At 60.7% G+C, this 14,315-nt stretch carries 14 protein-coding genes and 1 tRNA gene; 8 read left to right on the forward strand and 7 right to left on the reverse strand.

Features of this window, described 5'->3' with window-relative positions; genetic code table 11:
* Nucleotides 1-255: 255 nt before the first annotated feature.
* Nucleotides 256-1,509: a S8 family peptidase gene (locus tag FAZ97_RS00055; protein WP_199272063.1), complete on the reverse strand. Its 1,254-nt coding sequence runs from the start codon at nucleotides 1,507-1,509 to the stop codon at nucleotides 256-258.
* 187 nt (nucleotides 1,510-1,696) lie between these two features.
* On the opposite strand from FAZ97_RS00055, the gene FAZ97_RS00060 reads away from it, so the two are divergent.
* Both FAZ97_RS00060 and FAZ97_RS00065 read left to right on the forward strand, forming a co-directional pair.
* On the forward strand, nucleotides 1,697-1,996 hold the full coding sequence (locus FAZ97_RS00060) for a HigA family addiction module antitoxin (RefSeq protein ID WP_158756621.1): 300 nt from the start codon (nucleotides 1,697-1,699) through the stop codon (nucleotides 1,994-1,996).
* A 105-nt stretch (nucleotides 1,997-2,101) separates the two neighbouring features.
* Entirely contained in the window at nucleotides 2,102-2,890 is a 789-nt protein-coding gene (locus FAZ97_RS00065) for a hypothetical protein (RefSeq protein WP_158756622.1), read from the forward strand.
* A 772-nt stretch (nucleotides 2,891-3,662) separates the two neighbouring features.
* Here FAZ97_RS00065 and FAZ97_RS00070 read toward each other — a convergent pair.
* The 3 genes from FAZ97_RS00070 to adh form a co-directional block, all read right to left on the reverse strand.
* The gene (locus FAZ97_RS00070) at nucleotides 3,663-4,142 is read right to left on the reverse strand and encodes an AraC family transcriptional regulator (RefSeq protein ID WP_158756623.1); all 480 of its coding nucleotides are present in this window, start codon (nucleotides 4,140-4,142) and stop codon (nucleotides 3,663-3,665) included.
* Between the two features lie 103 nt (nucleotides 4,143-4,245).
* Entirely contained in the window at nucleotides 4,246-4,626 is a 381-nt protein-coding gene (locus FAZ97_RS00075) for a DUF779 domain-containing protein (protein WP_158756624.1), read from the reverse strand.
* A gap of 103 nt (nucleotides 4,627-4,729) precedes the next feature.
* Nucleotides 4,730-6,250 carry an aldehyde dehydrogenase gene (gene adh / locus FAZ97_RS00080; RefSeq protein WP_158756625.1) on the reverse strand — a complete coding sequence of 507 codons (1,521 nt, stop codon included), beginning with the start codon at nucleotides 6,248-6,250 and terminating at the stop codon, nucleotides 4,730-4,732.
* 336 nt (nucleotides 6,251-6,586) lie between these two features.
* Here adh and FAZ97_RS00085 point away from each other — a divergent pair, with 336 nt between their 5' ends.
* A complete protein-coding gene (locus tag FAZ97_RS00085) occupies nucleotides 6,587-6,781 on the forward strand; it encodes a hypothetical protein (protein ID WP_069264575.1) in 195 nt (64 codons plus the stop codon).
* A 10-nt stretch (nucleotides 6,782-6,791) separates the two neighbouring features.
* Here FAZ97_RS00085 and FAZ97_RS00090 read toward each other — a convergent pair whose 3' ends face one another.
* Nucleotides 6,792-7,112 carry a hypothetical protein gene (locus tag FAZ97_RS00090; RefSeq protein ID WP_233271597.1) on the reverse strand — a complete coding sequence of 107 codons (321 nt, stop codon included), beginning with the start codon at nucleotides 7,110-7,112 and terminating at the stop codon, nucleotides 6,792-6,794.
* Nucleotides 7,113-7,468: 356 nt separating this feature from the next.
* Here FAZ97_RS00090 and FAZ97_RS00095 point away from each other — a divergent pair, with 356 nt between their 5' ends.
* Nucleotides 7,469-7,726: a hypothetical protein gene (locus FAZ97_RS00095; RefSeq protein ID WP_158756626.1), complete on the forward strand. Its 258-nt coding sequence runs from the start codon at nucleotides 7,469-7,471 to the stop codon at nucleotides 7,724-7,726.
* 76 nt (nucleotides 7,727-7,802) lie between these two features.
* Here the strand turns inward: FAZ97_RS00095 and FAZ97_RS00100 are convergent.
* Nucleotides 7,803-7,878: transfer RNA gene (locus FAZ97_RS00100), tRNA-Lys, on the reverse strand.
* 283 nt (nucleotides 7,879-8,161) lie between these two features.
* On the opposite strand from FAZ97_RS00100, the gene FAZ97_RS00105 reads away from it, so the two are divergent.
* The gene (locus tag FAZ97_RS00105) at nucleotides 8,162-8,566 is read left to right on the forward strand and encodes a PaaI family thioesterase (RefSeq protein WP_158756627.1); all 405 of its coding nucleotides are present in this window, start codon (nucleotides 8,162-8,164) and stop codon (nucleotides 8,564-8,566) included.
* Nucleotides 8,567-8,614: 48 nt separating this feature from the next.
* Nucleotides 8,615-9,493 carry a patatin-like phospholipase family protein gene (locus tag FAZ97_RS00110; protein WP_158756628.1) on the forward strand — a complete coding sequence of 293 codons (879 nt, stop codon included), beginning with the start codon at nucleotides 8,615-8,617 and terminating at the stop codon, nucleotides 9,491-9,493.
* A 72-nt stretch (nucleotides 9,494-9,565) separates the two neighbouring features.
* On the opposite strand, the gene FAZ97_RS00115 is transcribed toward FAZ97_RS00110, so the two are convergent.
* On the reverse strand, nucleotides 9,566-10,579 hold the full coding sequence (locus FAZ97_RS00115; protein ID WP_158756629.1) for a D-2-hydroxyacid dehydrogenase family protein: 1,014 nt from the start codon (nucleotides 10,577-10,579) through the stop codon (nucleotides 9,566-9,568).
* Nucleotides 10,580-11,007: 428 nt separating this feature from the next.
* On the opposite strand from FAZ97_RS00115, the gene FAZ97_RS00120 reads away from it, so the two are divergent.
* Both FAZ97_RS00120 and FAZ97_RS00125 read left to right on the forward strand, forming a co-directional pair.
* Complete coding sequence (locus tag FAZ97_RS00120) at nucleotides 11,008-12,858, forward strand: phosphoenolpyruvate carboxykinase (GTP) (RefSeq protein WP_158756630.1); 1,851 nt, start codon at nucleotides 11,008-11,010, stop codon at nucleotides 12,856-12,858.
* A 314-nt stretch (nucleotides 12,859-13,172) separates the two neighbouring features.
* A complete protein-coding gene (locus FAZ97_RS00125) occupies nucleotides 13,173-14,282 on the forward strand; it encodes a LysR family transcriptional regulator (RefSeq protein ID WP_158756631.1) in 1,110 nt (369 codons plus the stop codon).
* Nucleotides 14,283-14,315 lie beyond the last annotated feature (33 nt).

The following is a 14,315-nucleotide window of genomic DNA, read 5'->3' on the forward strand; positions in this document are numbered from 1 at the left end:
GCCCCTTCGCCCACATTAAGTCACTGGCGGCACAGCTCGGAATCGTTTGCCTAACTGGGCGGCCTATTCGAATCCGTAGCCATTTGAGCGTCCCGACATACGACAGGCGGTCGGTCTGCCTGCAGTGAGAAAAAGACGGTTGCTTTCATGGGTTATTGTTGCGATGGTTCGCACTCCTTGCAGCACGACAGGCCGCTGATATGCCCTCGAGAATCATGGCTGCCTCCGCCCGATACGGGCGAAGGTGGCATGGGCTCAGCTAATGATCGGGATCCGATAGGGTAGAACCGTGTGTGCCCACGAGGTGTTGTTCAGCGCACGAACTCCCTCCGCATGGATGTTGTTGTTCCCGTCTACCGATCGCAATGTAACAACAATTGTGGCGATCAATGGGTCAACTAGGGAAGGTTGGAAAGCTCGAAGATTGACCCCTGCCTGCAAAGCCCACTGCGTTCCCTCTGTTCCGTTTGGGAAACGCTTGCGATGAATTTTCACAGGTGCCCATTTGCCGCCATGTTCCACCTGTGCCATCTCATAGCCGGAGGTTCCAATTTCGCTTTCGCCCGGGACGCGGCCATGGAAGTCGCCATTCGCGGAGAGAACACCAAATCCGAGTTCGACGTTGGCCCGTACGTATTCACTTCCTGCGTTGCCATCCAGCGGGGGGTTATAGGTTGCCGTGATGATAACTTCCCCTCTGAACTTTCCGTTTTCAATCAGCGACGCGGGGATTGGATATGGAGTCTTTCTCCATCGCATCGATGGATACAGTTGTGCTTCAAAGACCAGCGTGAAGCTGTCGTCGCTGTCGTATAACGTGCGAAGCACATTATCCGGCCTACCGGCGCCGAAGTATCGGCGTTCGTTCGGGCTATAGTCAGGTGACGATAATTGCGCGGCATGAATCATCAAGGCCTTAACGAGAGACGGATGCGGCGGAAGGTCTGCTCGTCCCTGAAGCGCGAACCACGTATGTGCGGCCAGATTTGAGGCGATCGGCGCGGCGAAGCTGGTGCCGAACGTGTGAGCGATTTGATCGTTAGGCGTAAGGGCTTTGACGCTGGCAAGTCCGGCGTCCCAAGGCTTATGAACTCCACCGCCGGCATGCACGATATCCGGCTTGGGTGTGAATACTGGGCCGGGACCGCGGCGCGAATAAGGAGGAGGTTCGCCGGTACTGGTGTACGAGCCGAATGCCGTCAAGTGAGTGACTGAGCCAACCGTGAGGGCCCGGACGGATTCGCCCGGACTCGATACGCGATCAGCAAGGGAACCGATCGGTGGCCACGCACGGCGAGGTAGATCAAGGTAATTTCCGGACGCCACCACAAACAAGACGCCGAATTTATCGCTGATCGAGTCCAATTCTTTCGCAAATTCACTAAATTCGTCGTTGGAGCACTGCGTTGCTCCGAGTGACAAATTCCAAATTTTGATGTCCGGTTTTTTTTCGACTGCCTCTTTAATGCGCTCAATAAGAATTCCGACGCCTGCTCCTGCTGCCTCCAATCCACAGACATCGTGAATTAGGCAGCCCATATCTATAGCGACGGAACGGCCGTACTGAAAGCAACTCGCGACGTTCCGAGCCGGCTAGCCACTTGGCTGCAAGAGAATTTAACTGAGTTTATTGCTCGACGCCCATCTTCGCTGCCGGATACCATCGTGTTCTCTTGAGTCAGAGGGTAACTTTTTCATGAGTCGCATGTTCAATCCACCGCATCTGGGCGCTACGCTACGAACGGACGTGTTGCCGGCGCTCGGCTTGACGGTTACGGCGGCGGCCCAGCAGCTCGGAATCACGCGCTCCGCGCTATCGCGCGTGCTAAATGAGCACGTCGCTAGCTCGCCAAAGATGGCGCTGCGTATCGAGGCGTGGTTGGGCATCGAGCACGGCGGCCGTGCTGACGTGTGGCTGGCTGGACAGGCAGCCTATGCTCTGTGGCAGGCTCGCCAGAAAACCGGGGAGCTACATGTTGTAGTGTGCTCCGGTTGAGCGCACCCGTTGAACTGGATGGCAGTGACGATCGAGAGGTAACTGGTCTCTGTGCTCACGAGGTAGACACGAAATGGCTTTCAAACTGACATTATCATTATTCACATGCAAGAATTGTGGGATTCACTAAAAGAACGTTGGCTTGACCGAAAGTTGCACGATAAGCTCTATCTTGTCGCATTCGCTCTGCTTCTCCTGCTCATTCTTCTCATGTTGTTCAGGGTGAACAACGCAACGCTGATAGATATCGCCGGCGCACCATCAATTTTGTGCTTCGTGGCTGGGTATATTACTTGGTGGATACCCAAGTTCCTTTACGTGTGGCGATCAGATATCGGTCGATTGCCCCTGATTTGGCTAAACGCATTGCTTTTCCCGATTAGTACGGGACTAGCTCGCATGGTTGTTGGAAAGGCAATGGGGTTGCCTCCACAGTCTCTTGACTTAACAGTAAATTTATTCGCAATACTATCTTTCCCAGTAATATGGGGGATTATATTTTATTTGATTTCTTTGATTCACGCAGTTGCCATTTTTTTAATCGGAATGTTGTCCTCCATGATAGACGGCGTATCAAATTCAACGCTTTTCTTGATTGATAGGGCGGACGGGGCCGCTCCGGTGGAAGGCAACGATCGGTGGCTCGTGAATCATGGAGTCGGGGGGCTGCTTACGGGAGTATTCATCGGGTTCACCATCTGGGGTTACACAATGCCCGTGTACTCGGAGCGGTTTGTTCGTCTTGCAGCCTATTACCTTGATTTCGGATACGCAGCGCAATATCCAGGCATCGATCATGGTAGACGCATGCGTTTACTAGACAATCAATATGCCGCTTACGCGGAGCTTGATTGGCCAAGCATAACTATCACTGTTGAGAAGCTCAAAAATTGATCGGCTGTAGCATCGCAATGTTGAACGTGCTCCGGTTGAGCGCACCCACTTAATTTAGCGGCAGTGGAGATCGAGAGGTCAGTAGTTATCGTGCTTACAAGGTGGATGTATCGGCGCTGTTACTTGAGGGCCTGTGCGTTAGTATTCCGGGGATATTCAACGGACAACTATTGTGCGATCTTCATGGGCCGAAGACAGGATTTCTGATACGGTACTGTTCCCTCGTTGCAGAAAAACTGTGCAAGTGCCTGTTTTTCATAGGGGCGCCAAGACAAGTTATCTGAGAGCCCACAGATCGTCCTCCAATGCTACGCTTGAAAAGCAAACGCCCGGGAAACCGGGCGTTTTCGTTTGATGCCGCAAAGCCGACCGACATCAGATAAAGCGTCCCTGGAGGCGCTATTTTTTTGTCGGGAAGAGGGCAGAACTTGCGCCCAGAACTATCCACAACTGCCAGCGGATAACCCTCGGAAAACCCCTGGAAATCACTGTGCATGAATCGGGGATAACTTCGACGGGGCGAAAAACGGGGAAAAGTTGCCAGCAGCTGCCTGGCGTTGTCCCGTGAACACCCGCAAGGTTATGTTTTTTCCACAGCCTTGTTTACTCAATGGTTTTCCACGGTTATCCACAGAATACCCAGGGGCTTGTTAACTATTACTACGTTTACGTATACATACATTATTAAAACCTTAGAACCCTCGCATCGGAAACGAAGATGCCGCCGTAAACCGTCCCGGCGGCATCGCTCAAACCCTGCGGATCGCGCGGCTCAAGCCAGCGGAATATAAAGCTCCGTCTTCAGGTCCTCCTGCGCCGCCTCGTCGGGCGTATTCAGATAAACCTCGAACGAAGGCGCCGAAAAATCCGGCTGGCGCCCGAGCTTCTGCAATCCTTCGCTGTAAAACCACATCCACGCTTGCTGCAGCCCCTCATACGGTCCCTTGTGGAGCACCATCGCGTGTTCGCCGCCACGCAGCTGAAACTTCTCGACAGGCGCCAGGATCTCCACAGCGGTTTCTTGCCCCAGATGCAGCGCTGCTTTCGAGCGCAGTTTCGATTCATCGACCGTCTTGGGATCGTCGTAGAAGATGCCGATCATCTTCGAGCCGGATGTGCGCACGTTGCGCTCGCCAAGCCACTGCGCGAGCGTGTAGAACGCGTCGCCGATCTTCATGTACGGACCCACGTGGCTGACGGCGAGCAGATCCATCGGCTCGAGGGTGAGGAGCTTCACGTCGCGGTTTGGCATGATGGCGTCTCCAGTGCACTAGCCGCGCGAATACGCGGCTGCATGCGGGCCAAGATAGCACCGCGCGCCGGGACACGCCCTTGGCGTGTCGGGCGCTCGAGACTCACAAACTCACACGCGTCACCGGATGCGTCTCGAGCCACGCGTTCTCTTTGTCGTCGTAGAGGCGCGAGCGCGTGAGAAAGCGCAGGCCCGTGGGTCGTTCGAGCGAAAACATGCCGCCGTTGCCTGGCACGGCGTCGATGATGAGCTGGGTGTGCTGCCAGTACTCAAATTGCGCCTCCGTCATATAGAACGGCATCCCGCCGATTGCTCCCAACTGCACGTCGGCATTGCCGACCATGAACTCGCCGGCGGGAAAGCACATGGGCGCGCTGCCGTCGCAGCAGCCGCCCGACTGGTGAAAGAGCACCGGACCGTGTTCGCGCGTTAGCTGCTCGATCAGCGCGAGCGCGGCCGGCGTGGCGGTGACGCGTTCGACCATCTCGTGACGCTCCTCTCAAGATGCAACGAAGGAGGCGTCGCGCGCAGTGGCGGCTCCTGGACCGCAAAACATTGCGCACGACGCGCCAGGACACGCTGCGCGATCAGAAGAACCCGAGCGGCTGCTCGCTATAGCTCACGAGCAGGTTCTTCGTCTGCTGGTAGTGGTCGAGCATCATCTTGTGGTTCTCGCGCCCGATGCCCGACTGTTTGTAGCCGCCAAACGCCGCGTGCGCCGGATAGGCGTGGTAGCAGTTGGTCCATACGCGCCCCGCCTGGATCGCGCGGCCGAAGCGGTAGGCGCGCGTGCCGTCGCGCGTCCACACGCCGGCGCCGAGGCCGTAGAGCGTGTCGTTGGCGATTTCCAGCGCTTCCTCTTCGGTCTTGAAGGTCGTGACGGACACTACGGGCCCGAAGATCTCCTCCTGGAAGATGCGCATCTTGTTGTGACCGCGGAAGACGGTGGGCTTAACGTAGTAGCCGTCGCCGAGTTCGCCGGTGAGTGTGTTCCGCTCGCCGCCAATCAGGCATTGCGCGCCTTCCTGCTTCCCGAGGTCGATATACGTGAGGATCTTCTCGAGCTGCTCCTGCGAGGCCTGCGCGCCGATCATCGTCTTCGTGTCGAGCGGGTGGCCCTGCTGGATCGCCGCCACGCGCTTGAGCGCGCGCTCCATGAAGCGGTCGTAGATCTTTTCGTCGATGAGCACGCGCGACGGGCACGTGCACACTTCGCCCTGGTTGAGCGCGAACATCGCGAAGCCTTCGAGCGCCTTGTCGAAATAGCTGTCGTCGTGATCGAGCACGTCGGCGAAGAAGATGTTCGGGCTCTTGCCGCCCAGCTCCAGCGTCACGGGAATGATGTTCTGGCTCGCGTACTGCATGATGAGGCGGCCCGTGGTGGTTTCGCCCGTGAAGGCGATCTTCGCGATGCGCTTGTTCGAAGCGAGCGGCTTGCCGGCTTCGAGGCCGAAGCCGTTCACCACGTTGAGCACGCCGGCCGGCAGCAAGTCCTGAATCAGCTCGACCAGCACGAGGAACGACGCGGGCGTCTGCTCGGCGGGCTTGAGCACCACGCAGTTGCCGGCCGCGAGCGCGGGCGCGAGCTTCCAGGCGGCCATCAGGATCGGGAAGTTCCACGGAATGATCTGGCCGACCACGCCGAGCGGCTCATGGAAGTGATAGGCGACCGTGTCGTGATCGATCTCGGAGATGCCGCCTTCCTGCGCGCGCACGCAGCCCGCGAAGTAGCGGAAGTGGTCGGCGGCGAGCGGGATGTCGGCGGCGAGCGTTTCGCGCAGCGGCTTGCCGTTGTCGATGGTCTCGGCCACGGCGAGCTTGTGCAGGTTCTGCTCGATGCGATCGGCGATGCGGTTCAGAATGTTGGCGCGCTCGGTGGGCGAAGTCTTGCCCCATGCGGCTTTGGCCTTGTGCGCGGCGTCGAGTGCGAGTTCGATGTCGGCCTCGCGCGAGCGTGGGATGGACGTGAACGCATGACCCGTGATGGGCGAGATGTCGTCGAAATACTCGCCGCCGAGCGGCGCTACCCACTCGCCGCCGATGAAGTTGCCATACTGCTTCTTGTACGGGAATTCGGTGGTCAGGAATTGCATGTCCGCGTGATTCATCTCCGTGCTCCTCTGTGTTCTCGATCTCGATATGGACGGCCGCGCCGCATGGTAAGGGCGCGCTACCGAGGCACGCTAACGCGAGAAGCATGCCAGCACGACGGCTGCGCGGCGTCGTGCCGCGCGGTAGCGGCCCGGTGCGTGGATGCCCTGAAAATGCGTGATACGCGGGCGAGGCATGCAATCGACGGATTGCGTCAGGCCGGAGCAGAGGGGCATTCGACTGCTCAAGAAGTGAACAGCCAGGAAGCGCAATAACAGCGGGAATCGGAGATTTGCGGCGCGCGGGCCGCACTTGCGGTAGGCTTTGCACCCGTAACAGTCAGGAGAGTCTGCATGTCGAGTACATTTGTTTGCCGCAACCAGTCGTGCGGCACCCCGTGGGAACAGTCCGAGGTCGTGATCAAGAACGAAGGGCAGGGGCCCTTGTTCCGGTGCCCGCTGTGCGGCGCACGCAACTACCTCGAGCAATTCGAAGACGACGATGGCAACGTCGTCTATGAACAGGTGGACGGCAAGCCCTTTCTTTGAGCGCTGGCGGCTAGAGGATCTGGGTCGCGAGCGTAATGCCGAAGAAGAAGCCGCCAACTAAGCCGAGCGCGCGGCCGACCAGTAGCTGGTTCAGATCCTCGTCCAGCATCAATGGGTCGCGCCGGTCGCGCAGCACCGTTTTCAGCAGCAAGGGGCGGATCAGGAGCGCGCATGCGGCGATCACGACCGGCACCGCAAGGCGGATAGCCAGGCTCACATGCTTCTCGGGCGGAATATCCAGCCAGACCAGCAGCAGGACCAGAAGCGTCGTGACGAGCGCACCGACGATTGCGCCTGCCACGAGCCGGTCGACAGGATGACCGTGCATCATGATTTACCTCTTTCAAGACAGTAGTTGACCTGACTATGATCGGCATCTAGTCAGAAAAACCCTATAGGAAGAGTCTGAAAGTGAGATAGGCTGTTCGGAATCGAATCATTCGGATTCCGAAATTATTTGCCGGTTGTGCCATTGCGGACCGGGTAAGCGTGGAAAGTGAAGGAGCGCCTGCCGACGAACCGCGCAGCGCGAGCGTCCGGCAGCGGGCCGCCGGTTTCAGCGGTTTCCTTCCCCAATTTAGTCGGACTATTTGTTACCTATCCATACGGGTAGGCTGGCGAGCGCTCCCGAGCGTCCTACAGTACTTCATACGATAAGAAACCACGGCAGGTCCAACGGGGAAAGCCATGACATTCGTCGAACAGGAAATCGCGCACATCGCGCGCGTGATGCCGCCGTCGCTGGCCGGCGATTTCGAGATGCCGGTGATGGGTGTGGCGTACTGGCGCAAGCGTTTGCACGCGCTTCTCAAGCAAAACCATCTGACCCACGTTCAGCTTTCGACTGTCGATACGCTGCTTCGCCAGCTCGACGGCTTCGAGGCGCTCAGCCGCTGGTTGCCGCGCCCGAAGCAGGCGTCGCGTCATGTGAGACGCGTGAAGTAGCCCAAGAGGATGCCCGCGGACGCGGAGAAATGCAAAAAGCCCGATCGCAAGGATCGGGCTTTTTGACTGAATTGGCTGGTGGGGCGTGAGTGACTCGAACACTCGACCTACGGATTAAGAGTCCGCTGCTCTACCAACTGAGCTAACGCCCCCAACAGAAGAAAGATTATGCAGGACTTTTTGGGACTTGGCAAGCCTTTTTCGCAGATTTCCTGAAAATAGTGAGTCGATGCGGCGCAAGCCCTGTCTGCGCTGGCGTTTGCGCCGTTACCGCTGCGGCCGTGCTGTCCCGGTATGATGTCGCCACCCTTGGCGTCAAACCGGGTTTCAAGCCAGGTTTCAAGCCAGTCGCTGTGCGCCGCCTGTTCACCGAGGTTGGCTGAGGTCGGTTGTCATCGGCTGGAATCGTCGCACGGCAATCCACAAAGGCAAACGATGGACGACAACGCAATCGACGCGCTGCTGGAGCGCGTACTGGCCCCGTGGGTGCGCGCGCTCGGGATGAGGCCCGTCGAGGTCTCGGAAGACAGCGCGACCCTGCGCCTGCCGTTTTCGGGCGAACTGCGCCACTCGGGCGGCGTGATCTGCGGCCAGGTTTTCATGGCGGCGGCGGATACGGCGATGATCGTCGCGATCACGGCCGCGCTCGGCGGCTTCAAGCCGATGACGACTGTCGCGCTGAACACCAACTTCATGCGCGCGGTGCGCAAGGGCGACGTGCTCGTAACGGCGCGCGTGTTGCGCATGGGCCGCAATCTGGTGTTCGGCGAAATAGAACTCTACGACGAAGACGGCCGGATGGCGGTTCACGCGACCTCGACTTACGCGCTGCTCGATTAAGCTTGGCGCTTCCGATCGTTTTCGGTCGCTTCGAAGGACGTAGAAGGCATGTTCGATCAGGTGGTTTTCGCCGGCGGCGGCAATCGCTGCTGGTGGCAGGCGGGGTTCTGGGACATCGTCCAGCCCGAGCTGCGCATTCACCCGCGCGTCATCACGGGCATTTCGGCGGGCGCGGCCACCGCGTGCATGCTCTATACACGCGACGCCGACTGGGTCATGCGCTATTACGAGGAAGCGCTGCGCCACAACAAGCGCAACGCCTACTGGGGCAATCTGCTGCGCGGCGAATCGGTGTTTCCGCACTACCGCATCTATCGCCAGGCGCTGCTCGACATCTACGGCGAGCCGTTCACACAGCTCCAGGACGCGCCTGAGATCCGCATCGGCGTGTCGCATGTGCCGCGTTGGCTAGGGGCGCGCAGCGCCGTGGCGGCGGGTCTCATCGCGTACAACATCGAAAAGCATATCCGCAAGACGCTACATCCCACGCTCGGGCGCAAGCTTGGATTTCATCCGGAGTTCGTGACGGCGCAGGAATGCGCGAGCGTGGAGGATCTGGCCGATCTCATCCTGCAGTCGTCGTGCACGCCGCCGTTCACGCCGGTTCTGCGGCGCAACGGCCGCCCGGTGCTCGACGGCGGCATGGTCGACAACGTGCCGGTCGGCGCGCTGGACGAGACGCCCGGCCGTGTGCTGGTGATGGTGACGCGGCTCTATCCGCGTCCGCAGATGTTCGTGGTGCGGCATCAGGCGGCGCAGGGCGTGCAGCAGCGCCTTTACGTGCAGCCATCGGCCAAGGTGCCGATCTCGAGCTGGGACTACACGAGCCCGCATCAGATGCAGCACGCCTACAACCTCGGCCGCGTGGACGGCGAGCGTTTCCTCGCGCGTTTGCCGGACGTCATGGAATCGGCCGCGCACGCCTGAGCGCACGCGGCCGGATCGGAATCAGCCGGAAAGACGCAGGGAGGGCGGCGCGCCGCCCGCATGCGGCCGCGCTTACTTGCGACGGCCGCCCTGCAGCGCTTCGGGGTTGGCGACGCTGGCGTGGTCGCCTGCATCGAACGCGAGGATGTTGCGGAACGCCGCGCCGAAGTACAGTTCGTAGCTCTCCCGCTCCACATAGCCGATGTGCGGCGTGCAGATCACGTTTTCCATGCGCAGCAGGCTGTAGCCCTGCAGGATCGGCTCGCTCTCATACACGTCGATCGCGACCATGCCCGGCCGGTTGTGCGAGAGCGCGCCGAGCAGCGCGTTTTCTTCCATCAGCTCCGCGCGGCTCGTGTTGACGAGCAGCGACGTCGGCTTCATGCGCATCAGGTCTTCCTGCTTCACGATCCCGCGAGTGTCATCGTGCAGGCGTAGATGTAGCGAGAGCACGTCGCTCTCTTCGAAAAGCGCCTCGCGGCTGGCGGCCGCTTCGTAGCCGTCGGCGCGCGCCGCTTCGAGCGAATGCTCGCGGCCCCACACCAGAACGCGCATGCCAAAGGCCTTGCCGTAGCCGGCCACGAGACGGCCAATCTTGCCGTAGCCCCAGATGCCGAGCGTCTGGCCGCGCATTACCGTACCCAGACCAAAGTTGGGCGGCATGGCCGACGTCTTGAGACCCGACTGTTGCCACGCGCCCTGCTTGAGGTTGGCGACGTACTGCGGAATGCGGCGCTGCGCGGCCATGATGAGCGCCCACGTGAGTTCGGCGGGCGCGACGGGCGAGCCGGTGCCTTCGAGGACGGCGATGCCGCGCTCGGTGCAGGATTCGATGTCGATGTGCGGACCGGCCTTGCCCGTCTGGCTGATCATGCGCAGATGCGGGAGCTTGTCGAGCAGTTGCGAGGTGATGCGAGTGCGTTCGCGAATCAGTACGAGCGCGTCGACTTCGGCGAGGCGGCTGGCGAGCTGGCCGAGGCCTCGCACTGTGTTGTTGAAAACCTTGACCTCGTGGTCGGCGAGCAGTTGAAAGCAGTCGAGCTTGCGGACGGCGTCCTGGTAGTCGTCAAGGATGGCAATTTTCATGGCGGCGGGTTGTTTTGCGTGTTTTGCATCGCGCCGTTCGTGGCGCGACTTCAGTGTTCATTTGGTGGTTATCCCACTATGCAGCACCGCGAAGGCTGGTATGAATATAGGGAGCCTTCACGTCGCTCGCCGCGTGCAGCAACGGGCATTGCAATTGCGCAAGCCCGAGGCTACGCACGCAGGGTTTTTGTCGCAGCAATCAGCTGCGATTTTGCAACTTTTAACAGCTTGTCGGGCTCCGATGCAAGCCGCTTTACAGACGGTTTCGAACCCCAGGCTAAAGGACCTTGACGACCTGCCCAACTGCGCGGACCGATTCGCATGTTGATCTGCCATCAACATTTAGGTTCGTATGAGTTGCGCCTCTCGCGTGCAGCGTCTACAAGGGCCGATCCCCTTTTTACAGCCCTAAAAATGGAGACAGCTCGATGAACCATCCCGACTACCAAGCCCAGGCCGCCGCGCAGGTGCCCGCCTGGGTCCGGCACCGGAAATTGATCGATTGGGTGCATAAAATCGCGGCGCATACGCAGCCGGATCGCATCGTCTGGTGCGACGGCTCGCAGGAGGAGTACGACCGCCTGTGTGCGCAGATGGTCGAGGCCGGCACGATGCGCCGCCTCAATCCGCAGAAGCGCCCGAATTCGTATCTCGCCTGCTCCGATCCTTCGGACGTTGCACGCGTGGAAGACCGCACCTTCATTTGCTCGCCCAGGAAGGAAGACGTCGGCCCCACCAACAACTGGGTCGCGCCCGCCGAAATGCGTGCGACGCTCGACGGCCTGTTCGCTGGCTCGATGCGCGGCCGCACGATGTACGTCGTGCCGTTCTCGATGGGCCCGCTCGGCTCGCCTATCGCGCATATCGGCGTGGAGCTTTCCGATAGCCCCTACGTGGCCGTGAACATGCGCATCATGACGCGCATGGGCCGCGCCGTGTACGACGTGCTTGGCGAAGACGGCGCGTTCGTGCCGTGCGTGCACAGCGTGGGTGCGCCGCTCGCGGCGGGCGAACAGGACGTGCCGTGGCCGTGCAACAAGACGAAGTACATCGTCCACTTCCCGGAAACGCGCGAGATCTGGAGCTATGGCTCGGGTTACGGCGGCAATGCGCTGCTCGGCAAGAAGTGTTTCGCGCTGCGCATCGCGTCGACAATGGGCCGCGACGAAGGCTGGCTCGCCGAACACATGCTGATTCTCGGCGTGCGCTCGCCGGAAGGCCGCAAGTACCACGTCGCGGCGGCGTTCCCGTCGGCGTGCGGCAAAACCAACTTCGCCATGCTGATTCCGCCGCCTGCCATGAACGGCTGGGAAATCACCACCATTGGCGACGATATCGCGTGGATCAAACCCGGCGCCGATGGCCGCCTCTACGCGATCAACCCGGAAGCGGGCTACTTCGGCGTGGCGCCGGGTACCGGTGAGAAGACCAACTTCAACGCCATGGCGACGCTCAAGGAGAACGTGATCTTCACGAACGTCGCGCTGACCGACGACGGCGACGTCTGGTGGGAAGGCATGACCGACGAGCCGCCCGCCCACGCGATCGACTGGACGGGGAACGACTGGACGCCCGAAATCGGCAAGGAAACCGGCCGCAAAGCCGCGCATCCGAACGCGCGCTTCACGGCGCCGGCTTCGCAATGTCCGTCGATCGATCCCGAATGGGAGAACCCGAAGGGCGTGGCGATCGATGCGTTCATTTTCGGCGGTCGCCGCTCGACCACCGTGCCGCTCGTGACCGAGGCGCGCGACTGGACCGAGGGTGTCTACATGGCCGCGACCATGGGTTCGGAAACCACGGCCGCGGCAGCGGGGCAGCAGGGCGTGGTGCGCCGCGATCCTTTCGCGATGCTGCCGTTCTGCGGCTACAACATGGCCGAGTACTTCGGCCATTGGCTTACCGTGGGTGAGCGCCTCGCCACGGCAGGCGCGACGCTGCCGCGCATTTTCTGCGTGAACTGGTTCCGCAAGGGGCCGGATGGCAAGTTCGTGTGGCCGGGCTTCGGCGAAAACATGCGTGTGCTCGAGTGGATGGTGCGCCGTATCGAGGGCAAGGCCACGGGGGATGAGCACGCGTTCGGCGTGTCGCCGCGCTATGGCGACCTCGACTGGAGCGGTCTGAACTTCACGCAGGCTCAGTTCGAACAGGTCATTTCGGTCGATGCCGATGACTGGCGCGCCGAACTCGCGCTGCACGCCGAGCTGTTCGACAAACTCGCTCATGGTTTGCCGGAAGTGTTGAAGGACGCTCGCAAGACGCTGGAAGCACGCCTCTAATCATGTGACGTGAGCGCTCACTATCGGAATGGCCGCCTTCGGGCGGCCATTTTTATTTCCGGGGCGGACGCATTGGTGCAGTGCAGAGGCCCGTCTGTTCGGCACTTGGCCGGTTATCTCGCTGCGATGCGCAAAATTGTTTCGGTTGAGGTAACAATCTGACATCCGTTAATGCATTTTGGGGCGCAGTCGAAGAATTCGTAAAGAAAATAAGGGCTTCGGAGGCAACTTCTGCACGATTTCTGCTGTCGTAGGAGAATTCGCGGTTTCCTCCGCTGATTAACAGCGGGGCAGTAACAGGCAGGAGTTGTCTCATGGATCATTTGCAGTCGATGCGAGTATTCGTCAAAGTCGCCGACCTCGGCAGTTTCGCCCGGGCCGCCTCCGCGATGGATATCTCCAACGCGGTTGCGACGCGGCATGTTGCCGACCTCGAAGGTCGGCTCGGCACGCGTTTGCTCAACCGCACGACCCGCAGTCTCTCCCTGACCGAATCGGGTCAGGTCTATCTCGAGCGCGCCCGCCAGATTCTCGATGAGCTCGAGGATGTCGAGCAGATGGTCGTCGCGCGCAATCACGAACCCGTCGGCACGCTGCGTATCGTCGCGCCGGTCGTTTTCGGGCTCCACAACCTCGCGCCGGTGCTGCAGACGTACACGCAGCGCTATCCGCAGGTCATTCCCGACGTCACGCTGGTCGACCGTCAGGTCGATCTCGTCGAAGAAGGGTTCGATCTCGGCGTCGTGACCGCGCGCCAGATGCGTAGCGCGAGCATTGTCACGCGCCGCCTCACGACCGGCTGCATGACGGTGTGCGCGACGCCAGCCTACCTCGAAAAGCACGGCACGCCCACGCGCCCCGAGCACCTCATGGAGCACCCGAGCCTCTCGCTGCCCTCCGAATACTGGGGCGATGAGCGCGTGTTCACTGGGCCGGAAGGCGAAGTCCGCGTGCGCCCGACCAACGTGATCGTGGCGAACAACACCGAGATGCTGCGCCAGTTCGCGCTGCTCGGTATGGGCATCGCGATCCTGCCGAGCTACCTGATTGGCCGCGACATGACGCGTGGGCGTCTCGTGCGGCTGCTGGGCGACTATCGTCTGCCGCAGGTGGAGATCAACGTCGCGTATCCAAGCCGCCGTCACCTGCCGGCCAAGGTGCGCACGTTTATCGACCACCTTGTCGAGCATTTCAGCCAGACGCCGAACAGCCAGCTCGGCGAGCAGTGGGTCAAGGACGGCCTTGCACGCCCGGCTGTGGCGGGTCGCAATGGCGTCGCGAGCGAAGACTACGACGTTGCGCAGCCCGTGCCGGGTGGAAGCCTGCACGACGGCGAGCACAACGGTGTGGACGCGGATCGCGCACCGAAGGCTGCGCGCGCTGCGGCGGCGCGCACACGGACGTCGGCGATCTCGCCGCTATAAGCTCGATATCGCCGTTCATCGGGCGATAAAAAG

Origin of the sequence: Paraburkholderia acidiphila, assembly GCF_009789655.1 — a bacterium.
GTDB lineage: Bacteria > Pseudomonadota > Gammaproteobacteria > Burkholderiales > Burkholderiaceae > Paraburkholderia > Paraburkholderia acidiphila.

Bases quoted from the DNA above. Each gene is read 5' to 3' on its own strand.
- FAZ97_RS00060 (WP_158756621.1), top strand. From the start codon at position 1,697: ATGAGTCGCATGTTCAATCCACCGCATCTGGGCGCTACGCTACGAACG.
- FAZ97_RS00065 (WP_158756622.1), top strand. From the start codon at position 2,102: ATGCAAGAATTGTGGGATTCACTAAAAGAACGTTGGCTTGACCGAAAG.
- FAZ97_RS00070 (WP_158756623.1), bottom strand. From the start codon at position 4,142: ATGCCAAACCGCGACGTGAAGCTCCTCACCCTCGAGCCGATGGATCTG.
- FAZ97_RS00075 (WP_158756624.1), bottom strand. From the start codon at position 4,626: ATGGTCGAACGCGTCACCGCCACGCCGGCCGCGCTCGCGCTGATCGAG.
- adh (WP_158756625.1), bottom strand. From the start codon at position 6,250: ATGAATCACGCGGACATGCAATTCCTGACCACCGAATTCCCGTACAAG.
- FAZ97_RS00085 (WP_069264575.1), top strand. From the start codon at position 6,587: ATGTCGAGTACATTTGTTTGCCGCAACCAGTCGTGCGGCACCCCGTGG.
- FAZ97_RS00090 (WP_233271597.1), bottom strand. From the start codon at position 7,112: ATGATGCACGGTCATCCTGTCGACCGGCTCGTGGCAGGCGCAATCGTC.
- FAZ97_RS00095 (WP_158756626.1), top strand. From the start codon at position 7,469: ATGACATTCGTCGAACAGGAAATCGCGCACATCGCGCGCGTGATGCCG.
- FAZ97_RS00105 (WP_158756627.1), top strand. From the start codon at position 8,162: ATGGACGACAACGCAATCGACGCGCTGCTGGAGCGCGTACTGGCCCCG.
- FAZ97_RS00110 (WP_158756628.1), top strand. From the start codon at position 8,615: ATGTTCGATCAGGTGGTTTTCGCCGGCGGCGGCAATCGCTGCTGGTGG.
- FAZ97_RS00115 (WP_158756629.1), bottom strand. From the start codon at position 10,579: ATGAAAATTGCCATCCTTGACGACTACCAGGACGCCGTCCGCAAGCTC.
- FAZ97_RS00120 (WP_158756630.1), top strand. From the start codon at position 11,008: ATGAACCATCCCGACTACCAAGCCCAGGCCGCCGCGCAGGTGCCCGCC.
- FAZ97_RS00125 (WP_158756631.1), top strand. From the start codon at position 13,173: ATGGATCATTTGCAGTCGATGCGAGTATTCGTCAAAGTCGCCGACCTC.